Below are 21,658 nucleotides of genomic sequence, written 5' to 3' on the forward strand. Positions count from 1 at the left end.
AAAAGAGGATGCTCGGTCGGAGCATCCTCTTTCTATTTATTAAGCAAATTTATTTTTGATCCAGTTCTTACCTTCTACAAGGCGAGCTGTCATTACGGCACAAGCGTTATCTGCTGTTACGTTTAACATCGTTGCAGGAGGATCAATGATTGTACTAATTGCTGCGATAATTGGCAATGCTTCTGGCGGGAAGCCGTATAGAGAAACGATTAACATTTCACCAATCATACCGCCGCCTGGAATAGCGCCCATTACTGTTCCTACTAATAGGGAAACAACAAGTGCGATTGCTAATGTTTTCGGTCCTTCGAATTCCATGTTGAAAATACCGAATAAGAAAGCAATTTTTAATACGCCGCCTAAAACAGATCCGTCTTTATGAAGTGTAGATCCAAGAAGGACAACTGTTTCACGAACGTCAGAAGAGATACCCATTTTCTTCGTTGCTTCCAAGTTCGCTGGAATACTAGCAGCACTACTACAAGTTGCAAGTGATGTAACTGTAGGGGATACCATGTTCTTCCAAAAAACTTGTACACCTTGTTTGCGACCTGCAAGGTATGCATAGAACGTGAAGAATACAAAGAAGTAAATTAGAGACGCTGGATAGTATACCATTGCTGCTCGGAAGTAAGTTCCAAGAAGTTGTGGTCCGAATTCACCAACTAATGCTGCGAAGTAAGCAGCAAGTCCGATTGGAGCGTAGTACATAATGAAAGATACAACTTTCATTGAAATTTCTGCACCAGCTTGTAAGAATGTGGCGAATGGTTTTCCTTTTTCACCAACTGCTGAAGTTGCAACTCCCATTAAGATAGAGAAGAAAATAAGAGCTAACATATTTTCACGAGATAGTAATTTCGAGAAGTCAGATACTGTTATAATACCAACAATTTGATCTGCAACACTAACTGCTTTTTCAGCTTTATCAGGCTGCGTTAGTTCTAATACAACACCTTGTGCTGGCGGGAATACTTTCACGACAATAATCATAAAAATAGCAGCTAAAATACTTGTAAATAAGAAAGTCCCAGCCATACTAGACATAATTTTACCGAAACGTTTTAATCCATCCATATTAGCAATAGATGACGCGATGCTAAAGAACACTAGAGGTACAACAATCGTAAACATTAAGTTTAAGAAAATATCACCAAGCGGCTTTAAAGCAACTGCATCGGCACCCATGAAATAACCAATGAAACCACCAATTAGGATAGAAGATAATAAAATAAGTGGAAAGCGATATGCCTTCATAAATATATCCTCCTATCAATTAAAAAAATCATACTGAATTATTATAGCGAGTTAGGGTCCTCTTTACTAGGAGAATAATGATAGATAGAATAGCGTGAAAACCGAGAAATTTTTGTTTTTAAGCTCGGCATACAGCAGGAAATCTAGACATATATATTTGTAACCTAGTGGTGGCAAAGGATGCGCCGTAACTTAGGTTTGGAAAAAGGGGGAGGGAAAAGGGATGAATATTTTACTTTGCTGTGCAGCGGGAATGTCTTCCAGTTTGATTGTTACTAAAATGGAGAAAGCAGCAGAGGCAAAAGGGATAGAGGTAAAGATTTGGGCAGTATCAGGTTCTGAAGTAAATAGTCACATAGATGAAGCTGATGTGCTTTTACTTGGACCGCAAGTACGTTATTTATTACCGAAAATGAAAGAGTTATGTAAGGAAAAGGGAGTACCTGTTGATGTCATTCAATCTGTCCATTACGGGCTTTGTAATGGAGAAGCTATCTTACAAGCAGCTTTGTTAATGAAACCATGAGGAGAGTGGGATAGATGATACGGTTTTTAGAAAAATATGTAATGCCGGTAGCGGGAAAGGTTGCAGAACAGAGGCATTTGCTAGCAATTCGTGACGGACTTGTATTGACGATGCCTTTCTTAATTATAGGATCATTTTTCCTCATCATTAGTGCTTTACCAATACCAGGTTATAATGATTTTATGGCAGGTTTGTTTGGGGAGAATTGGCAGAGGGCTTTGGGGTATCCAGTTAGTGCAACTTTTAATATAATGGCTTTAATAGCTGTTTTTGGAATCGCTTACAGGCTTGGAGAATATTATAAAGTGGACGCTTTAGCATCCGGGGCATTGTCGCTTGTGACGTTTTTACTTGCGACGCCATTTCAAGTTGCATATATTATACCGAGTACAAAAGAGAGTGTACTTGTAGAAGGTGCTATCCCAGCTGCGTTAATGGGAAGCCAAGGGTTATTTGTTGCAATGATTATTGCACTTATATCTACTGAACTTTATCGGTTTATTGTACAAAAAAAGATAATTATAAAGATGCCAGAGACAGTTCCGCCAGCTGTGACACGTTCATTTGCCGCGCTTGTTCCAGGATTTATTGTTGTAACGGTTATTTGGATTTTACGCTTAATTATAGAAAATACTTCTTTTGGCAGTATCCATAATATTGTGGGGCAAATTTTACAGGAACCACTTAGTGTACTTGGTGCTAGTCTTTGGGGCGCAATAATAGCTGTTATTCTCGTTCATGTTCTTTGGTCATGTGGAATTCATGGAGCTACTATTGTTGGTGGTGTAATGAGTCCAGTTTGGTTGTCGTTAATGGATCAAAACCGAGTTGCTTACCAAGCAGGGCAAGATATACCAAATACGATTACTGCACAGTTTTTTGATCTATGGACTTATATGGGCGGATCTGGTGCGACACTTGCTTTAGTTATTGGAATGTTATTGTTTGCGAGAAGTCAGCAATTAAAAAGTTTAGGGAGATTGTCAATTGCACCTGGTATATTTAATATCAATGAAATGGTAACTTTTGGAATGCCGATTGTAATGAACCCAATTTTACTAATTCCATTTATATTGGTTCCAGTTGTGTTAACAATTGTTTCTTACTTTGCAATGGAATGGGGATTAGTTGCCCGTCCGAGCGGAGCTGCTGTACCTTGGACGACACCGATTCTATTTAGTGGATATTTGGGATCAGGTGGAAAAATTTCAGGTGTTATTTTGCAACTCGTTAACTTTGCACTAGCATTCTTCATTTATTTACCGTTCTTAAAAATATGGGATAAACAAAAGTTGGCGGAAGAAAAGGGGGAGTAAAGAACTAAAATGGATACGATAGAAACGAAGGCTTTTCACTTAATTTTGCATGGGGGAAATGCGAGAAGTTGTTCAATGGAAGCAATTGATTGCGCAAAGCGTGGAGAATTTACAGAAGCAGAAGCGAAATTACAAGAAGCGTTAGAGGAATTAAAAGAGGCGCACCGTGTACAAACGGAGCTCATACAGAAAGAAGCTGGTGGTGAAAAGACCGAAGTTACCCTTCTGATGGTGCACGCGCAAGATCATTTAATGAATGCGATTACGGTGAAGGAATTAGCGAGTGAATTTGTAGAATTATATAGGAAGATGTCAGTATCGGAATGAACCTTGCGTATGCAAGGTTTTTTTATGTTTTGTAAAGATACTTTCATTATTACTTGCGTCGTTTGTGGTTTATGATGACGTTATATTGGAAACGAAAAATCACAAAACTAAATCATCAATTAAGATGAATAAATTATGTATGTGTGCGTACCATCAGTGGAGTGTTATGAGCTCCACTGATGGTATTTTCATATTAACAAGCCTCCTTGTTCGTGGAAAATGGGAATGGTAATTAATCGATAGTAACAAATTCTCCTACACCACGAATTAATTTTTTTATATGCATACGCTCTGGTTTTAATACGCTTATTATAGAATCAATGGCTTCTTGAGGATCGACAGATGTGCCACAAGTATAACAATCAATTGCTGCAAATCTCTTTTCAGGATAAGTGTGAATAGAGAGATGGCTTTCTGATAATAAAAGTAATACCGTTACTCCATATGGGTGGAATTCTTTGTTATTTACATTTAAAACGTGAGCACCAGAGCGATTCGCAGCATCTATTAGATGATGCTCTAAAAAATGAACATCATTTAATAGAGAAAAATCCACACCCCATAAATCTACTATTATATGACGCCCGAACGTAGAATATTCCATATATTTATACCCTCCTTGTCAAAACTCCATTTCTATTTGATAGCAATGATGTAGGGTAAGATTAGATTCAGAATTTAAAACGGCATGGTTACGGTGTTCTAAAACTTCTTCTTTAAATTGAAACAAAGGAGCAAGAAGAGAAGGTAATGTTCGAGGAGTTGGAACAACATATAATTGCTCAATTTGATCGAGTACATAGGCAGAGTTAGCAGCGATATGAAATCCCCAGTCAGTTCCGAAAGAAGGGACAATTGTATGATAACTTTTCACAGTTAATCCGGCATGTTCAATTGTGTTACCGATACCCCAATATACAAGAGGTGCATCAGCAGGTGAATTAGATTGACAGACGAATGCACCATCTTCTGTTAAAAACGTAGCTATACGAGTAAATAGTTCGCTTGTATATAAAGTACTTAACATTTCTGTCGCTGGATCAGGGAAATCAATAATAATTACATCATATAAAGAGGAAGGAGATTTCAAAAATTCTTTTGCGTCACATACATGAACATTTGCACGCTCATCAAAAAAAGCACGTTGGTTTAAAGAAACTAATTCTGGAACATTGCGAGCCATCGTAATCATTTCTTCGTCTAAGTCGACAAGGTCTACATGTAGAACTGTTTCATATTTTAAAACCTCTCTTAAAGCAAGACCGTCGCCACCGCCTAAGATGAGAACGCGTTTAGGATCTATTACCTTTGACATAATCGGATGAACAAGTGCTTCATGATAAATTTGCTCATCGACGGAACTAAATTGTAGTTGCTTATCCAAATATAGACGAATATCGCTTACTTGGAGTAAATTAATGTTTTGATAATTACTTTTTTTTTCAAATAAACTTGTATGTTCACCAGTTTGTATTTCTTTTAGAGAAATTTCATCCCATACATCTAAGGTTTGTGAATTTGTGGGTACTATTATTACATTTTCCGATTGTACTTGCTTGTCATGCTCATCGTGTTTATCTGATTTAGCCGGTTCGTCAGGTCTGTCCTGTTTGTCCTGTTTGTCCTGTTTGTCCTGTTTCTCTTGTTTCTCTTGCTTGTCCTGTTGATCTAGTGTATCCGTGTTGGGATTTAATTCAGAATCCTCTTCTTGTTTATACCATTTATTTGGAAGCTGTATTTTATAAATCTTCATTCTATTCTTTTTTCTATGCTTTGGCATTGGAATCCCCTTTCAAAATACTTTATTTTCTTCTATTCTATGTAATTTAATAGAGTTTGACTGGACAATAACTAGACGAGTGTCTTCAATAGGTATTTGTTTTTGATTTGAGTTGAAATATAATATTTTTACGCTTTTTTTAAAAAAATTACTGTGTTTTTGTTTTAAACATAACTAGGCAACTAAACACTAATCTATTTTCATACAGTTATGTGTTAAAAGCGTGTTGTTTTATAACACACTGTGTGTTTTTTAGGTGACACACTATTTGAAAGCGTTAACACACAAAGAAAACAGTCGAAAAAGTGCTTATTTTAGTGGTTTTAAAAAGTTGGCACGATAATTGCATTAATAAATATCGTAAAGAAAAATAAATAAAACATAAATTTTTTATACTACACAAGGGGGATTTTCAAATGAATATTTTATTATGTTGCTCAGCAGGGATGTCTACAAGTTTACTAGTTACAAAAATGGAAGCGGCTGCAAAAGCTCGCGGTCTAGAAGGAAAGATTTGGGCTGTATCTGGGGATGCAGTAAAAACAAATATCGATCAAGCAGATGTATTATTACTAGGACCACAAGTTCGTTACATGCTTTCTACAATGAAAACGCTTGCCGATGAGAGAAACGTTGGAATCGATGTTATCAACCCAATGCACTACGGCATGATGAATGGAGAAGCAGTTTTAGATCACGCATTAACACTTAAAAAATAATTAGGGGGGAAGCGAAATGCAAAAGTTTATTGCATTTATGGAGAAGTATATTGTTCCTGTCGCTGGTAAAATCGGATCGCAACGTCACTTAGCTGCGATCCGTGATGGATTTATTGCAGTTATGCCACTTATTTTAGTTGGTGCACTGGCATCACTAATTAATGGTTTTCCATCTGAAGTTTTCCAAGATTTCATGAAAGGTTTGTTTGGTGAAACGTGGAAACAAGTTGGCGGTGGAATGTGGACTGGTTCTTTCGCAATTCTAGCACTAATCATAGCATTTACAACAAGTTATAACTTAGCAAAATCTTACGGCGTTGATGGTTTGTCAGCAGGTATTATTTCATTTGGTGCGTTAATTATTCTTACGCCAACAACACCGAAAGAAGGCGGATTGAACTTAGCTTGGACAGGTGCACAAGGGCTATTCGTAGCAATTATCGTAGCACTCCTTGTTACTGAAGTATTCCGTTTCTTTGTACAAAGAAACATTACGTTTAAAATGCCTGATGGAGTACCACCAGCAGTTTTAAGATCTTTCGCAGCTATAGTTCCAGCATTTGTTATCTTAACAGTAGTTGCAGGTATTCAATTAGCAGTGAAATTAGCTGGTACAAGTGTTCATGAATTTATTTTTAATACGATTCAATCACCACTGCAAAGTTTAGCAGGGACATTACCAAGTGCAATTATCATTGTAATTCTTGTTCATCTTCTTTGGTTCTTCGGTTTACATGGGCCAAATATCGTTGGTGGTATTATTGAGCCATTATACCTACCGGCATTAGAGAAAAATATGAAGTTATTCCAAGGTGGTACATCTGCATTTGATGTTCCAAATATTATTACAAAGCCATTCTTTGATACTTTCGTATATCTTGGTGGTTCTGGTGCAACATTAGCATTCTTAGTAGTGGTATTACTTGTAGCAAAAAGTGCACAATTACGCGGTGTATCTCGCTTATCAATTGGACCTGGTGCATTTAACATTAACGAACCAGTAATCTTTGGTACACCAATTATTTTAAATCCAATTTTATTCTTACCGTTTATCGTAACACCAATTGTATTAGTAATTACTTCCTATACAGCTATATCTATTGGATGGGTACCAAAAACAGTTGTGATGATTCCATGGGCAACACCACCAATTATTAGTGGTTATCTTGTAACAGGTGGACATCTTTCAGGTGCAATTCTACAGTTATTCAACTTTGTAATTGCGATGGTAATCTACTATCCATTCGTAGTATTATGCGATCGTTCTGTTGTTCGTACTGAAAAAGCAGCAGCACAAGGAAATAACAACTCTGTACCTATGTAACACAGTAATTGTTCTCACAGATAACACTATCTGTGAGAACAATTACCTTTATATCATGTTCAAAAAGATGAGACCCATCTAGAAGAACACCAAACTATCATTCATAAATTAATAATTTAATAGAAATGTTCAAACTGAAGGGGTATTTCAATCGGTTGAACCATAATAGAGAGGGCGGTAATTATGATGACTACAGCAGAACAAATTCCATTCCAATTAATTTTAAATAGTGGTAATGCACGAAGCTTTGCAATGGAGGCACTTCAATTTGCCAAACAGGGGAAAATGGCAGAGGCTGATGAAGCGATGGTAAAGGCGAAAGAAGCGATTAATGAAGCGCATCATTTCCAAACAGAGCTCATACAATCAGAAGCAAGAGGAGAAAAAACAGAGATTAGTGTTCTCTTAATTCATGCACAAGATCATTTAATGAATGCGATTACAGTGAAAGAATTAGCAGCAGAATTTATTGACCTTTATAAAAAGTTAGAAGCGAAAGGGGAATAAAGCATGACTGGAATTAAAATTGCTACAATCGGCGGTGGATCTAGTTATACACCAGAGTTAATTGAAGGATTTATTAAGCGTTATGATGAGCTTCCTGTTCGTGAAATTTGGTTAGTAGATATTGAGGCAGGAAAAGAAAAGTTAGAAATCGTTGGTAACTTAGCGAAACGTATGGTGAAAAAATCTGGTTTACCAATCGAGGTACATTTAACACTGGATCGTCGTGAAGCATTAAAAGGTGCTGACTTCGTAACAACGCAGCTTCGCGTAGGTTTATTAGAAGCTCGTGCAAAAGATGAAGCAATCCCGTTAAAATATGATGTAATCGGTCAGGAAACGAATGGTCCTGGTGGTTTATTCAAAGCGCTGAGAACGATTCCTGTTATTTTAGATATTTGTAAGGATATGGAGGAGCTTTGTCCAAATGCATGGTTAATTAACTTCGCGAACCCAGCTGGTATGGTAACAGAAGCTGTCCTTCGTTATACAAATATTCAAAGAGTAGTTGGTCTATGTAACGTTCCAATCGGAATCCGCATGGGTCTTGCAAGATTACTTGAAGTAGATGCAAGTCGTGTCCACGTTGATTTTGCAGGTTTAAATCACATGGTATACGGATTAGACGTATATTTAGATGGCGTAAGTGTAATGGATCGTGTGTTAGAGCTTGTAACAGATCCAGAAAAGCAAATTACGATGGAAAATATTGCAGCGCTTAACTGGGAGCCAGACTTTATTCGAGGCCTTCGTGCAATTCCATGTCCATACCATCGTTACTACTACAAAACACGTGAAATGTTAGAAGAAGAGAAAGAAGCTTCAGTTGAAAAAGGTACACGTGCAGAAGTAGTAAAACAATTAGAAGATGATTTATTCGAGTTATATAAAGACCCGAACTTAGATATTAAACCACCACAATTAGAAAAACGTGGCGGCGCTTATTATAGTGACGCAGCATGTAGCTTAATTACGTCTATTTATAATAATAAAGGTGATATCCAGCCTGTTAATACACGAAACAACGGAACAATTGCAAGTTTACCACATGATTCGGCTGTTGAAGTGAACTGTATTATTACGAAAGAAGGTCCAAAACCAATTGCAGTTGGAGATCTTCCAGTACCAGTTCGCGGTTTAGTACAGCAAATTAAATCATTTGAGCGCACAACAATTGAAGCTGCTGTTACAGGGGATTATCATAAAGCACTGCTTGCTATGACAATTAATCCACTTGTACCATCAGATAAAGTGGCAAAACAAATTTTAGATGAAATGTTGGAAGCGCATAAAGAATATCTTCCACAGTTCTTCAAAAAGGTAGAGAAATAAAGCGGCGCTATTTAGCCCGCTTTTTTTTATTTCGATAGGAGGTATTACGATGATTAAGTTAATTGTAAATGCAGATGATTTCGGTCTTACAGAAGGTACAAATTACGGCATTATTGATGGGCATATAAATGGACTTGTAAATTCAACGACGATGATGATGAATATGCCAGGAACAGAGCATGCGGTACGCTTAGCAAAAGAGCATAACCTACTCGGAGTAGGCGTACATCTCGTATTAACAGCAGGGAAACCACTTCTTGGAGATGTACCATCACTTGTAAGTAGCGATGGATTGTTTCATAAACAAAGTGTCGTATGGAAAGGGAATGTAAATCCAGAAGAAGTCGAGCGAGAATGGACTGCTCAAATTGAGAAGTTCTTATCTTACGGATTAACACCAACTCATTTAGATAGCCATCATCACGTACATGGATTACCAATCTTGCACGATGTTCTTGAGAGGTTAGCGGCTACATATAATGTTCCAATTCGTCGTTGTGAGGAAGAGCGAGCAGTACGCCCGTTTTCTGACGTGTTTTACAGTGATTTTTACGCGGATGGTGTGACGGAAGATTACTTTGTGAAGTTAAAAGAAAGAGTACAAGATGAACAAACGGTAGAAATTATGGTTCATCCAGCTTATATTGATCCAGATCTTGTGAAGCGCTCTTCTTACGTAATGGATCGTGTGAAAGAATTGCGTATTTTAACAGAGAGCGAGTTGCCTGAAGGAATAGAACTTGTGAAGTTTTAATAGAAAAACGACGGCTATATAATGCCGTCGTTTTTTTGTGCTTACAAGATGGATAGAATATATCCGCCAAAGGCTCCGAGTATAACGATAACCCAAGGTGGTGTTTTCCAAAAAGCGAGCAAGCAAAATAGAAGAGACGCAAAAACAAAATCTACAGCGTTCATAATTGTGCTTGTCCAAATAGGATCATAAAAAGCTGCTAATAAAATACCGACAACAGCTGCATTGACTCCAAGTAGTGCCCCTTGTATGAAAGATATTTTTCTTACACTGTCCCAAAATGGTAAAACACCAATAACGAGTAAGAAAGCAGGAAGAAAGATCGAAATTGTTGCAAGTATGGCTCCAAGTGTCCCGTTTAACGCTGCTCCTATATAAGAGGCGAATGTAAATAGTGGACCTGGTACGGCTTGTGTTAATCCGTATCCAGCTAGGAACTGTTCTTTCGTCATCATTCCGTTTTGTACGAACTCACCTTCAAGGAGGGGCAGCACGACGTGTCCGCCTCCAAATACAAGTGCACCAGAGCGATAGAAACTATCAAATAAAGCGATGTAATAAGAGAACGGTCTTAATATTGGTAGCAGCAGTAATAGTCCGAAGAATAAGACGAGACAAGAAACTGCTATCTTTTTTGAAATAGGTACTTTTATATGTTGAGATTGGCTAATTGGTTGGTTGCGATATAAAAACCAGCCGATAAAGCCAGATATTATAATGAGAATGACTTGTGTCCAGCTGCTTGGCCATAATAAGGCGATTGCGGCAGTTACAATAGCAATTGTCGCACGATTTCGGTCTGGCGTTAATTTTCGTGCCATTCCCCATATGGCATGAGCAACAATAGCGACTGCTACAAGTTTTAATCCATGAATCCAGCCAGCGCTTCCAAGATTGAACTGATTAAGGAATGAGGCGAAGAAAACTAAAACAAGCACAGACGGTAAAGTGAATCCAATCCATGAAATAATAGCCCCTAATACCCCGCCTCTTAATAATCCAACCCCCATACCGACTTGACTGCTAGCAGGGCCAGGAAGGAATTGACATAGTGCTACTAAATCTCCATAGCTTCGTTCATCCATCCATTTTCTTTTTTGTACGTATTCGTGGTGGAAATAGCCGAGATGGGCGACAGGACCACCAAATGAAGTAAGTCCTAATTTAAATGAGACGAGAAAAATCTCTAATAATGTGTGAAAAGTGTATTTGTTATTTTCCAAAACAACCTCCTAGAATGCTTTCTTATGTGCATTATACAAGAGGTAGTAAAGCAAAAGGAACGATTCGAATGTAAAGATTGTGTGAATCTTTTCTTCGTAATTAAAACTTGAAAAAGTCATAAATGATTATGTATAAACCATAAAGTAGTAGAAGTAGTGCTGGGAAATTTATATAAGGAGAATGCCCGTATGACAACACATTTCTTTGCGAGGTTAACAGGCAAGAGGGAAATACCTCCTGTAAATACAGAAGCTTATGGCGTAACGGAGTTTATATTTAGTAATGATTTAAAGAAATTACAATATCGGATCATATTGAAAAACATTGAAAAAGTTACATCATGCCAAATTCATTTAGGGAAAGCGGATCAAATTGGTCCAGTTGTTTTAAATTTGTTTGGTCCGCTAAAGCAAGGTATTAGTGTAAATGAAGGAGTCGTGACTGGTGTAGTCAATGTGGAGGATTTTGAAGGGCCTTTACAGGGGAGAGCGTTTGATAACCTACTTCAAGAAATCATTCAGGCGAATGTATATGTAAATGTTTATACAAAGTCCAATAAGAAGGGTGAAATCAGGGGGAGAATCAGAAAAGTAAAGAAGTAGAAAAAAGGCTGTCCATATTTTGGAACAGCCTTTTTTTCTATAAGGTGCAAATTTGAGCGGTTATTGTTGGTAAATCGATATATTTTGAAAAACGCTGATATAATTCGCGTTACGGTCGATACATAAAAAACTACCATGGTTAATTTTTTACAGGCTGATTTTTAATGAAGAAGTCCATAATATAAAACACTTCATCATCAGGTATTTGTATTTCAAATGTATTTTCAATTGGTTGTAATGCTTTTTTCACTTTCATATACATCCAGTACTCATCTTGTCTTCGTTCCTCTTTATCTGGATGAGGGAGGAGGCTTTCTCCTTTTTGAAGACGGTCAACCATACAGCTCATATGCAGAATCACACCCATTAAGCTGTCAGGAGTTAGCTGTAAGGAAATTAATTCTTGAATTGTATTTAATGCGTAACGAATTGTTTTAATAAGTAATGCTCCGTCGTTCCGCTGCATTTGTTGTTCGAGAATATCAGCCATTTTTGCATATGTTTCTTCATACGTAATTAATTCTTGAATTGGCTGAATCGCTGTGTAGTTTACAATGTCTTGGAAATGATATGTTAAGCATGGCACTTGCACATCGAAATTTGTGACGATACAAATGATATTCCGCTCTTTTTTTATGTTCTCAATCATTTTCGTTAAATCTTTTTCATGGACGATACTAATTGGAATAATTTCAATTAATTCTTTGTCAAATCGCAAATAGTTCTCTAACATTTTTTGAATAGCTAAAGCGCTGCCTTCCCCAGTTAAACAAGCTGTCAAAATAACAGATTTCATTGGTGATAGTGGTTTTTTCTTTTCTTCTTGTAAGTTTAAGTAAAACGGTGTTAAGTTCTTCACTGTTTCATATAATGCATCTAACGAGTAGCCAAGCTGTGCTTTTCGAGCCGCTTCTAGTGCATGTGGAGTGCTCGTCATGGAAAGAACACGTACCGGAATTTTGAACTCAGTTTCTAATATATCCCCAATATAAGCAAGCGAACCCATATCAACGAGTAAGAGAAGTCCATTTACATTTTGGAGTGTTTTCATATACACTTTCACACGCTCTAAGAAATCTTTCGGCGATTCATGTAACGGCATATCAATACCGGTTATTTCCTCAATGCCGAGAAGTTCGTTTGCGACGTTTGCCATTTCTGTTGCGATGCCGTTACCGTGCGCTAATATTAATACTTTTACTTCTGTTTGAGAGGCAGGAATTGGATCAACAACGAAGAACATTGTTAAAAAGCCTGCTTCATCAATAGGCATTGTTATTTGTAATTCATCCTCCAGTAGTTGAATGCATTGCATCGCTACGGAAAAAGCTTCTTTATATTTTGTACGAATTTGATTTAATTGTGGGTGATGAATTTGTTTCCCAGCTTGCAAACGTTGTAGAGTTGTCTGTACATGTAAGCTTAAAGCGAGAAATACTTTTTCATCAAACGTCTTAGATAAATGCTTCTCAGCAAGTACCGCAATTTTTTCGCAAACGGAAACGATATTACGATCCACAATTTTAAAAACATTTTCATGACTTGTTTTTTTAGAAATTTGGTTAAAATATTGTACGAAAAAGCTTTGAATATCATTTTCTATTAGTAATTCTAATTTGTCCTCTTCAATACCACGAGCTTGAAGTTCTTCATATTTATAATCAATATAATCGTATATAGAAGATTGTTTTTCATTTTCTATTTTATGATTACTCCAACCTTCATTACCCGTAAATACAAATGTTTCGTTTGGGATTTGGTATAGATGACGGCTCTTTCTTTCAATGAATAGCCCTTCTTTCATATACCAAGGTAAATCTGTACTTGAAACATAGACAGAATCACGTTTCTTTGTCACGAAGTCAGAATAGGCTTTCGCACAGGCAATTTGTACATCCGTTTTTAATTGCCCGATGTTATTGGGACAATTGTAAAAGACGAAGGCGCGCATTGTATTCGGGCTAACGTGAATTTCTTTTCGCAGACGTATCGCTTCATTTGTGAAAAATAGTTGCAGTAAAGCAAAGCGTTCTTTATGTGTACGCTCACGAAGTGGTGGTAGCGTAACAGTCATCGGTATACGTCTTGTAAATGTTTTTAATAAAAATGAATTTGGTTCTTCTGTTGTTGCAGTAATGATTAATACTTGTGCCTTACGCTCGTTTTCTGTTTCTCCAAGGCGGCGTATACCCCGCGGTCAATAAAGGTGAAAAGCATTTCTTGTCCCTCTGGAGGAAGACGATGTACTTCATCTAAGAAAAGGATCCCCTCATGTGCTTTTTCAATTAACCCTTTTTGATCACTTGCCCCTGTATAAGCTCCTTTTTTTATCCCAAATAACTGCCCCAGTAGTAGCTGTGGATTATTTGCGTAATCAGCACAGTTAAAGACGATAAATGGTGCATTTTTAGGAAGCTGTTCAACTTCAATTGCATATTCGTGCATTAAAGAAGCGAACATAGATTTTCCGACTCCTGTTTCTCCTAGCAGTAAAGTATGCATACCGTTTGGGGGATAGAGAATAGAAGCTTTCGCTTTTTCGATTGCGATTTTAAGGCTTGTATTTTCAATTGCAAATGTATCTAATGAAGTCATTTCATTTGAATGCGTTTCCAACGGAGCGTTCGTTTCTATATAAAAACGAACAGGACGCGTATTTGTTTTTAATAAACGTTTATCTTTTACAAGTTTGTTTAAGTCGCTACTTACATTGGCGCGATCTAGCTGCAATAAGGTAGCGAGTTCTGACGCGGTTACACCTTCTGTATAATTTCCTTCTTGCATTGCGTTAAAAATGAGATCTATTCGTTTCATTTCTATTCACCTCGAAACTTCATCACTATTTAAAATTTTACACAAAAATGGGAAGGGTGGGAAGAGAAAAATAAAACAGCTTTAGCATATAGGCACTAAAGCTGTTACAACCTTGTGTCTTTCCAAAAGTTCACTTCGAGATGGGAAGACGGATTATAGGGAAGAAGTTTGTATCCTTGTGACTGTAAGTAATCAATTACTTGTGGCAGTATTTGTACGGTTACACTCGAATCATGCATTAAAATCACTTCGACTTGTTCGTCGCTCTGATTACGTACTCTTTCTAATATGGCAGAAGGATTGTCATAGCTTTTCCAGTCATATGTATCGATTGTCCAATCCCACATTTTATACTGGGCGGATACAAGTGCATCACGGTAATTCTTTTTTAAGTAAGGCATGCTACCGTACGGGACACGAACGAGATGTGTATTTAATTTTGTAACTTGTTGAACGATGGTTTGTGTTTGTTCCATTTCTGTAATTAAAGCAGATGGATCACCAGTATAAAGGCGTTTTACATCGTGTGACATACTGTGGAGTCCGATATAATGTCCGTCTTTAATTAATCGTTGCATTGTTTTTTTATAATGTGGCACTTTTCCACCAATAACAAAGAAAGTTGCTTTTCCGTTCTTTTCTTTTAAGATGTTTAAAATTTGCGTAGTATATTTGTTTGGTCCGTCATCAAATGTTAAGTACGCGATTTTTTGGATAGGAGAGGTAGTTTCAGTATTTGGATGATGTTCAGCAGGAATCATTGTAGTTGCCCCTGCATGAGATGACGCGTACATAGTAATTGTTAAAAATAAAATAATGTATTGAAATACTCGCTTGATCATAACATTCACCCTCAGTTTGACAATCAAGATGTAAAAAAGAAAATATAACCCTTTTCTTATTATGTATATCTTTCTCCAATAGTGGGACTCTCAAACAAACTATATTTTGGAAATATGAAATGAGGAATAAAAAAATAAAAAATAGCATCCTCTTATAAGAAAGAGGATGCTATTTGAATATTTCATAATAGTAAAGGCTATACTACAATTAGTCTTCGCGTTTTTTCACTTTTTTATAAAAGGAAATAAGTGGTTTGTAACGTTCATGTACAAGCCCGATTACTTCAGCAATAATCTCTGTAAAGAAGATTAAAACGAAAAGAAGAATAATGGATAACCATAATGTCGCACTAGAGAAAATGATTGCATTTACACTAAAGAAGATACCGAATGCGTATATAATTAGTACCGTTTTACGATGGGAGAAGCCCATTGCAAGTAAACGGTGATGTAAATGCGATTTATCTGGTGCTGAAATAGGTTTTTTATTTACGATACGGCGGATAATTGCAAATGTCGTATCAAATACAGGTACACCTAAAATGATAACTGGAACGATAAAGCTGAATAACGTTACACTTTTGTATAATCCAAGTAACGATATAACAGAAATACAGTATCCTAAAAATAGTGCCCCTGTATCTCCCATGAAAATTTTTGCTGGATGGAAGTTGTAGAATAAAAATCCAATTGTACTTGCTAATGTAATTAATGCTAGTGGTAAGATAATAGCGGCTCCAGTGCCCCATGGGCTAGTGAAGGCCATATATGCTAGCGTTGCAAGTACGATAGATGAAATACCAGCAGATAACCCATCTAAGCCATCAATTAAGTTGATTGCATTTGTAATACCTACAATCCAAAATACTGTAATTGGATAAGCAAGCCATCCGAGTTCAGTATCCCCGAGGATTGGAATATATAATACTTGCACTAATAATCCACTTTTTACAATCATTATGGCAACTAATAGTTGTCCACCGAATTTTACCTTCGCAGATAACTCGTACATATCATCTAAAATACCGATGATTACAATGATAATCGCACCTAGCGTTATCGATAACATTCTTTGTTCATATAAGCCACCGACAACAAATCCTACAGCTACACCAATAAATATCGCTAATCCGCCAAGACGAGGCATGATTTTTTGGTGTACTTTACGAGCGTTTGGCTTATCTGTTGCTCCTATTTTAAAAGCTAACTTAATAACTAAAGGAGTAACGACGAGTACAGTGATGAAAGATGCCAAAATGGCATAAATCACTTGTGAGTCCATTAATACCCCACCCTTTTATAGTCTAACGTAAATTTTTTTGGTACATTTATCTGAAAATTATGATGTTTATTTACAGGCTCATAACATATGGTATCACAAAAAGATTAGAATTCAATCTTTTTTTCTATTTACGGTAAATGGAAGCAGATAGAATATATTACAATTGTATACAGAATGTTGAATCATTTGAGAAGGTTAATTGTATTGGGCTTTGGAATATGACATTTTCTCTTTTTCTTCGATAGTGAATACTTTTATTTCAGTATTATAAGTGTTACACGTAGAAATGAGTAAGTTCCGTGTTAAAATGTGGGAATTTATCCGCATGAACGGACAGTAAGGCTTCCACCTCAAAATTTAGTTGGAAACTTTAATTCCTGTAAACTTTCGATTGGTTTAACTAATAATTATTGGAGGATGAATGCCCCTCACTGAATAAAGTTTCATTCTATATTCTTGCATGTAATTTTACAAAAACTTAAAAAAGAATGGAAAAAGTAATTCATATAATAAAGAAGTAAAAGAGTTTTCGCATTTTTAATGTGAGAGGGGGAAGCACAGGGGGAATTCTATGTATTCGTATATTTTCTATTGTATATTCCTGTGCGAAAAGGAAATGAAAATTACGATAATAGGTACCGGATACGTTGGATTGATTACAGGAGTAGGGTTGGCGATGTTAGGCCATTCAGTCACATGTTTTGATATAAATGATGAGAAAATTGAACGGATAAAGCAAGGGGATTTGCCTATTTATGAAGCGGGTTTATATGAATTAATAAATGATGCATGTGCGAATGATTGTTTAACTTTTACAACAAGCAGAGTAAAAGCATTTTACGATGCAGAATTTATATTTATTGCAGTTGGAACCCCATCTTTATTAGATGGGACAGCGGATTTAACATATATTCGGAATGCTTGTGATGATATCGGAGCATATGCGACGAAAGACATTATTGTCGTTACGAAAAGTACGGTTCCTGTAGGTACAAACGATGTTATGAGGGGATGGATTGAGGAGAAATTACAAAATAGATATGAATTACATATCGTATCGAATCCAGAATTTTTACGGGAAGGTTCAGGGATTTACGATTTTTTTCAGGGAGATCGTATTGTAATTGGAGCAGATAATGAGGAAGCAGCACGGAAAGTAGAGAATTTGTATAGTGAATTACGCTTAAAAATGTATATTACAGATATAAAAAGTGCAGAAATGATTAAATATTATGCATCGAATGCTTTTTTAGCGACAAAAATTAGTTTTATCAATGAAATTTCAAATATATGTGAGAAGGTAGGGGCCAATGTATTAGACGTTGCACAAGGGATGGGAATGGATAAGAGGATTGGGGCGTCTTTTTTAAATGCGGGTATTGGTTATGGGGGATCATGTTTTCCGAAAGATACGAAAGCCCTTGTGCAAATTGCAGGGAATGTGGCGTATGATTTTCGCTTGCTAAAAGCAGTCATTGAAGTGAATAATAAGCAACAGTTGTTATTGATTGAGAAAGCGAAGAAAGTATTAAATATGAATAAGAAGCGGATTGCGGTGCTGGGAGCGGCGTTTAAACCAAATACGGATGATATAAGAGACGCACCGTCCCTTATTATGATACAAGAATTAATTCATATAGGTGCGGATGTAGTTCTATATGATCCAAAGGCGATTCTAAATATGAAAAATATCTTTGGAGAGACTATACAATATAGCGAATGTATAGATGAATCGATTAGAGGAGCGAGTGCGGCTTTTATCATGACAGAATGGGAAGCTATCCGAGCTTATCCGCTAGAAAAGTACGAACAACTTATGAGAGAGCCTATTTTATTCGATGGAAGAAATTGTTATACTGTTGAGGGTGTCAAGAAACAAGGGATAGATTATTATTCGGTTGGAAGAGAAAGTATTTGTAAGAGAGACTTTTCCATTCTTCGTTAAAAAGGCATGTATTCATGTATATTCTTATATGTCATAATAGAATTTGTAACTAGTGAAAGAAAAGAGGCAATGAAATGACTGAACGTTTAAAAGTAATGACAATTTTCGGGACACGTCCAGAAGCAATTAAAATGGCACCTCTTGTGTTAGAGTTGCAAAAGCATCCAGACAAAATTGAGTCGATTGTGACTGTAACAGCACAACATCGTCAAATGTTAGACCAAGTGTTAAGTATCTTTGGAATTACGCCAGATTTCGATTTAAATATTATGAAAGATCGCCAAACTTTAATTGATATTACAACGCGTGGTTTAGAAGGTTTGGATAAAGTAATGAAAGAAGCAAAGCCGGATATCGTACTTGTACATGGTGATACAACGACAACATTTATCGCAAGTTTAGCTGCTTTCTATAATCAAATTCCAGTAGGTCATGTAGAAGCAGGACTTCGTACATGGGATAAATATTCTCCATACCCAGAAGAGATGAATCGCCAACTAACAGGTGTAATGGCAGATCTTCATTTCTCACCTACAGCAAAATCAGCAACGAACTTACAGAAAGAAAATAAAGATGAGTCACGCATTTTCATCACTGGAAATACAGCGATTGACGCACTAAAAACAACTGTAAAAGAAACATATAGCCATCCTGTATTAGAGAAACTTGGAAACGATCGTCTTGTACTTATGACAGCTCACCGCCGTGAAAACTTAGGGGAGCCAATGCGTAATATGTTCCGAGCGATTAAACGTCTTGTTGATAAGCATGAAGACGTACAAGTTGTGTACCCTGTTCATATGAACCCTGTTGTTCGTGAAACAGCAAATGATATTCTAGGCGATCATGGCCGTATTCATTTAATTGAGCCGCTAGATGTAATTGATTTCCACAATGTTGCAGCACGTTCATACTTAATGTTAACTGATTCTGGTGGGGTACAAGAGGAAGCGCCGTCACTTGGTGTACCGGTTCTTGTTCTTCGTGATACAACAGAGCGCCCAGAAGGTATTGAAGCAGGTACATTGAAATTAGCAGGAACAGACGAAGAGACAATCTTTGGTCTTGCTGATGAGTTGTTATCAGATAAAGCAGCTCATGATAAGATGTCGAAAGCATCTAATCCTTACGGCGATGGCCGTGCATCAGAGCGTATTGTAGAAGCAATTTTACAAAACTTTAATAAGTAAATAAAAAAGAGCCAAATCGCATAAGATTTGGCTCTTTTTGTTATTGCTGATTTCTCATAATCCACTCTGCATGGGCATTCGTAGAAGGAGGGGGCTCAGTTGGTGTTTTGTTCTGATTCTGATTTGTTTCTTTCTTTGCTTTTTCGTCAGAGTTAGAATTTGAAGAAGGATTTGATTCGGTTTTTGTAGTTGGATTTTCTTGAGCGTTTGCTGTTTCTCCTAATTCTCTTTTTATCTCGTTACGTACTGTCTCTACACCGATTGGATCTGGAAGGAAGTAATAAATACCACCTATTTTTTTGTCTTCTCCTTCAAGTTTGAATGTTTGCATTGTAGAAGGGTCAAACCCAGATAACTTATTGTAAAGTGCAAGTCCGTCAGAAATAGGAATGTCAGTTTTTATATATTTTCCAACGACTGCCGTTAAATCTTTAATTTTAAATACGGTAGAGGCTGAATTTAGTTTTTGAGCAACAGCGGCTAGTAATTGTCTTTGTCTAGCGGCCCGACCATAATCGCCGTTTGGATCTTGCTTTCGCATACGTACGTATGCGAGTGCTTCTTCCCCATTTAAGTCTTGTTGTCCTTGTTTAAATTCGATTTTTTTGTAGTAATCTACGTCCGAACGCTCCCAAAAATCGAATGGGACATCAACGGTAACACCGCCAACAGCATCAACAATACCTTTAAAGCCTTGGAAATCAATTTTAATATAATGGTCTACAGGGACTTTTAGAAAACCTTCGACAGTTTTGATTGCCATTTCTTCTCCGCCGTAAGCATGCGCAGCGTTAATTTTGTCTTCTTTGTTCTTCCCAACGATTGGAACACGACTATCACGAGGGATACTCATAAGCGAAATCTTTTTTGTTTTAGGATTGACTGTCGCAAACATTAATGAATCTGTACGACCGTTTTGACCGTCCGTTGCATAATCTTCTATACCCATAATGAGGAGTGTAAAAGGCTCCTTTGTAATTTCTACATCTTCGGTTCTCAAGTCCGATTTTTGACGAGTAAAACCACTATACATCCCCATGAGAGAAGAGTAGGAATTTAATATATAAAGTCCTACACCACCAAATAAAAATACGAAAATAAGGAAGTAGAAAAACTTTCTTCTTCGTTTCTTTTTTATTCTGCTATTTTGGAGATGATAATAACGTTCTTCCATATATAATCTCCTTAGTTCATTTGTAGGAAAGTAATTCACTACATTAATCTTTAAAGATGAGGATGTAGGTATTCTTAGATAACATCTTGTTCTAAGTACAACATATCTCCTTCTGTAATTGTACATTTCCCATTTGTTAATTCAATCATCCAATCTGTGAATGCTTGTTTTCCGTCTTCTTCTACATACGTATCAAATGTGACATTTTCGAGATAATGTATATCTTTAATGGCATATTTCGAATTACGTAATTCATTTTCAATTTTGCCAAGTAATGTGTAATCAATTTCGGTCTGCATAACACGCATTAGTTTTCGCTGTACGATACCAACATGATTAATACCCTCACTTGTACATTTTCCATATGCGCGAATTAATCCACCTGCGCCAAGTTTGATACCACCAAAATAGCGTGTAACGACAACGACAGTATCTTTTAAACTGCGTTTTTTAAGTACCTCTAACATAGGTACGCCAGCTGTACCGCTAGGTTCTCCATCATCATTTGCTTTTTGGATTTGATCTTGCTCACCAATCAAATACGCAGAACAATTATGTGTGGCATTCCAATTTTGTTTTTTTATTTTTTGTATAAATTCTTGAGCTTCTTCTTCGGTTGTAGCTCTGCTAACATAACAAATAAATCTTGATTTTTGAATGACAATTTCGTGCTCACCGTAGTCTTTTATTGTTAAATATTGTAATAACACTCGTATACGCCCCTATCTCCCAAAATGACTAGTACT

The 21,658-nt window shown here is 36.7% G+C and carries 19 protein-coding genes and 1 pseudogene; 11 read left to right on the top strand and 9 right to left on the bottom strand.

Translation table 11 applies throughout. The features are described from left to right. Positions 1-39: 39 nt before the first annotated feature. Entirely contained in the window at positions 40-1,257 is a 1,218-nt protein-coding gene (locus tag PDL00_RS25725) for a dicarboxylate/amino acid:cation symporter (RefSeq protein ID WP_000649366.1), read from the bottom strand. 223 nt (positions 1,258-1,480) lie between these two features. Between PDL00_RS25725 and PDL00_RS25730 the strand changes: the two genes are divergently transcribed. The 3 genes from PDL00_RS25730 to PDL00_RS25740 are packed head-to-tail and all read left to right on the top strand — an operon-like array spanning position 1,481 to position 3,426. Continuing rightward, positions 1,481-1,783 carry a PTS sugar transporter subunit IIB gene (locus PDL00_RS25730; RefSeq protein WP_242254152.1) on the top strand — a complete coding sequence of 101 codons (303 nt, stop codon included), beginning with the start codon at positions 1,481-1,483 and terminating at the stop codon, positions 1,781-1,783. Positions 1,784-1,797: 14 nt separating this feature from the next. Beyond that, the gene (celB, locus tag PDL00_RS25735) at positions 1,798-3,099 is read left to right on the top strand and encodes a PTS cellobiose transporter subunit IIC (RefSeq protein ID WP_270732023.1); all 1,302 of its coding nucleotides are present in this window, start codon (positions 1,798-1,800) and stop codon (positions 3,097-3,099) included. Positions 3,100-3,108: 9 nt separating this feature from the next. Continuing rightward, positions 3,109-3,426 carry a PTS lactose/cellobiose transporter subunit IIA gene (locus tag PDL00_RS25740; RefSeq protein WP_000379646.1) on the top strand — a complete coding sequence of 106 codons (318 nt, stop codon included), beginning with the start codon at positions 3,109-3,111 and terminating at the stop codon, positions 3,424-3,426. Positions 3,427-3,658: 232 nt separating this feature from the next. On the opposite strand, the gene speD is transcribed toward PDL00_RS25740, so the two are convergent. Both speD and PDL00_RS25750 read right to left on the bottom strand, forming a co-directional pair. Then, positions 3,659-4,030 (bottom strand): adenosylmethionine decarboxylase, encoded by a 372-nt coding sequence (speD, locus tag PDL00_RS25745; RefSeq protein WP_071724677.1) that lies wholly within the window; start codon positions 4,028-4,030, stop codon positions 3,659-3,661. An 18-nt stretch (positions 4,031-4,048) separates the two neighbouring features. Further along, positions 4,049-5,206, bottom strand: coding sequence for a polyamine aminopropyltransferase (locus PDL00_RS25750; protein WP_270732028.1), 1,158 nt, complete (start codon positions 5,204-5,206; stop codon positions 4,049-4,051). A 416-nt stretch (positions 5,207-5,622) separates the two neighbouring features. Here PDL00_RS25750 and PDL00_RS25755 point away from each other — a divergent pair, with 416 nt between their 5' ends. The 5 genes from PDL00_RS25755 (at position 5,623) to chbG (ending at position 9,839) form a co-directional block, all read left to right on the top strand. Next, a complete protein-coding gene (locus tag PDL00_RS25755) occupies positions 5,623-5,925 on the top strand; it encodes a PTS sugar transporter subunit IIB (RefSeq protein ID WP_270732031.1) in 303 nt (100 codons plus the stop codon). A gap of 16 nt (positions 5,926-5,941) precedes the next feature. Beyond that, the gene (gene celB, locus PDL00_RS25760; protein ID WP_061679344.1) at positions 5,942-7,249 is read left to right on the top strand and encodes a PTS cellobiose transporter subunit IIC; all 1,308 of its coding nucleotides are present in this window, start codon (positions 5,942-5,944) and stop codon (positions 7,247-7,249) included. Between the two features lie 183 nt (positions 7,250-7,432). Next, positions 7,433-7,756 (top strand): PTS lactose/cellobiose transporter subunit IIA, encoded by a 324-nt coding sequence (locus PDL00_RS25765; RefSeq protein WP_000989050.1) that lies wholly within the window; start codon positions 7,433-7,435, stop codon positions 7,754-7,756. Positions 7,757-7,759: 3 nt separating this feature from the next. Then, positions 7,760-9,085, top strand: a complete 1,326-nt coding sequence (celF, locus tag PDL00_RS25770) for a 6-phospho-beta-glucosidase (protein ID WP_000145768.1) — start codon at positions 7,760-7,762, stop codon at positions 9,083-9,085. A gap of 49 nt (positions 9,086-9,134) precedes the next feature. Beyond that, positions 9,135-9,839: a chitin disaccharide deacetylase gene (gene chbG / locus PDL00_RS25775; protein WP_270732034.1), complete on the top strand. Its 705-nt coding sequence runs from the start codon at positions 9,135-9,137 to the stop codon at positions 9,837-9,839. A gap of 41 nt (positions 9,840-9,880) precedes the next feature. Here the strand turns inward: chbG and PDL00_RS25780 are convergent, their stop codons facing one another. Continuing rightward, complete coding sequence (locus PDL00_RS25780; protein WP_270732036.1) at positions 9,881-11,062, bottom strand: chromate transporter; 1,182 nt, start codon at positions 11,060-11,062, stop codon at positions 9,881-9,883. A 189-nt stretch (positions 11,063-11,251) separates the two neighbouring features. Between PDL00_RS25780 and exsM the strand changes: the two genes are divergently transcribed. Beyond that, the gene (gene exsM / locus PDL00_RS25785) at positions 11,252-11,665 is read left to right on the top strand and encodes an exosporium regulatory protein ExsM (protein ID WP_242254142.1); all 414 of its coding nucleotides are present in this window, start codon (positions 11,252-11,254) and stop codon (positions 11,663-11,665) included. Positions 11,666-11,804: 139 nt separating this feature from the next. Here exsM and PDL00_RS25790 read toward each other — a convergent pair. The 3 genes and pseudogenes from PDL00_RS25790 to PDL00_RS25800 all read right to left on the bottom strand — a co-directional run bounded on the left by PDL00_RS25790 (position 11,805) and on the right by PDL00_RS25800 (position 16,603). Then, positions 11,805-14,479: pseudogene (locus PDL00_RS25790) on the bottom strand (PRD domain-containing protein). Positions 14,480-14,583: 104 nt separating this feature from the next. Next, positions 14,584-15,321 (bottom strand): polysaccharide deacetylase family protein, encoded by a 738-nt coding sequence (locus PDL00_RS25795; protein WP_061679338.1) that lies wholly within the window; start codon positions 15,319-15,321, stop codon positions 14,584-14,586. Between the two features lie 208 nt (positions 15,322-15,529). Then, a complete protein-coding gene (locus tag PDL00_RS25800) occupies positions 15,530-16,603 on the bottom strand; it encodes a glycosyltransferase family 4 protein (protein ID WP_016718934.1) in 1,074 nt (357 codons plus the stop codon). 571 nt (positions 16,604-17,174) lie between these two features. Between PDL00_RS25800 and PDL00_RS25805 the strand changes: the two genes are divergently transcribed. Next, entirely contained in the window at positions 17,175-18,548 is a 1,374-nt protein-coding gene (locus tag PDL00_RS25805; RefSeq protein WP_270732041.1) for a UDP-glucose dehydrogenase family protein, read from the top strand. A gap of 74 nt (positions 18,549-18,622) precedes the next feature. Continuing rightward, entirely contained in the window at positions 18,623-19,738 is a 1,116-nt protein-coding gene (gene wecB / locus PDL00_RS25810) for a non-hydrolyzing UDP-N-acetylglucosamine 2-epimerase (RefSeq protein ID WP_270732043.1), read from the top strand. Positions 19,739-19,778: 40 nt separating this feature from the next. Here wecB and PDL00_RS25815 read toward each other — a convergent pair whose 3' ends face one another. Continuing rightward, on the bottom strand, positions 19,779-20,912 hold the full coding sequence (locus PDL00_RS25815) for an LCP family protein (RefSeq protein ID WP_270732046.1): 1,134 nt from the start codon (positions 20,910-20,912) through the stop codon (positions 19,779-19,781). Positions 20,913-20,986: 74 nt separating this feature from the next. Next, entirely contained in the window at positions 20,987-21,622 is a 636-nt protein-coding gene (locus tag PDL00_RS25820; RefSeq protein ID WP_242257118.1) for a YigZ family protein, read from the bottom strand. Positions 21,623-21,658 lie beyond the last annotated feature (36 nt).

This window comes from Bacillus cereus group sp. TH152-1LC (assembly GCF_027710505.1).
Taxonomy (GTDB): Bacteria; Bacillota; Bacilli; order Bacillales; family Bacillaceae_G; genus Bacillus_A; species Bacillus_A mobilis.

Bases quoted from the DNA above. Each gene is read 5' to 3' on its own strand.
- speD (WP_071724677.1), bottom strand. From the start codon at position 4,030: ATGGAATATTCTACGTTCGGGCGTCATATAATAGTAGATTTATGGGGT.
- PDL00_RS25765 (WP_000989050.1), top strand. From the start codon at position 7,433: ATGATGACTACAGCAGAACAAATTCCATTCCAATTAATTTTAAATAGT.
- PDL00_RS25815 (WP_270732046.1), bottom strand. From the start codon at position 20,912: ATGGAAGAACGTTATTATCATCTCCAAAATAGCAGAATAAAAAAGAAA.
- PDL00_RS25755 (WP_270732031.1), top strand. From the start codon at position 5,623: ATGAATATTTTATTATGTTGCTCAGCAGGGATGTCTACAAGTTTACTA.
- PDL00_RS25795 (WP_061679338.1), bottom strand. From the start codon at position 15,321: ATGATCAAGCGAGTATTTCAATACATTATTTTATTTTTAACAATTACT.
- PDL00_RS25750 (WP_270732028.1), bottom strand. From the start codon at position 5,206: ATGCCAAAGCATAGAAAAAAGAATAGAATGAAGATTTATAAAATACAG.
- celB (WP_270732023.1), top strand. From the start codon at position 1,798: ATGATACGGTTTTTAGAAAAATATGTAATGCCGGTAGCGGGAAAGGTT.
- celF (WP_000145768.1), top strand. From the start codon at position 7,760: ATGACTGGAATTAAAATTGCTACAATCGGCGGTGGATCTAGTTATACA.
- exsM (WP_242254142.1), top strand. From the start codon at position 11,252: ATGACAACACATTTCTTTGCGAGGTTAACAGGCAAGAGGGAAATACCT.
- chbG (WP_270732034.1), top strand. From the start codon at position 9,135: ATGATTAAGTTAATTGTAAATGCAGATGATTTCGGTCTTACAGAAGGT.
- PDL00_RS25725 (WP_000649366.1), bottom strand. From the start codon at position 1,257: ATGAAGGCATATCGCTTTCCACTTATTTTATTATCTTCTATCCTAATT.
- PDL00_RS25805 (WP_270732041.1), top strand. From the start codon at position 17,175: ATGTATTCGTATATTTTCTATTGTATATTCCTGTGCGAAAAGGAAATG.
- wecB (WP_270732043.1), top strand. From the start codon at position 18,623: ATGACTGAACGTTTAAAAGTAATGACAATTTTCGGGACACGTCCAGAA.
- PDL00_RS25730 (WP_242254152.1), top strand. From the start codon at position 1,481: ATGAATATTTTACTTTGCTGTGCAGCGGGAATGTCTTCCAGTTTGATT.
- PDL00_RS25740 (WP_000379646.1), top strand. From the start codon at position 3,109: ATGGATACGATAGAAACGAAGGCTTTTCACTTAATTTTGCATGGGGGA.
- PDL00_RS25800 (WP_016718934.1), bottom strand. From the start codon at position 16,603: ATGGACTCACAAGTGATTTATGCCATTTTGGCATCTTTCATCACTGTA.
- celB (WP_061679344.1), top strand. From the start codon at position 5,942: ATGCAAAAGTTTATTGCATTTATGGAGAAGTATATTGTTCCTGTCGCT.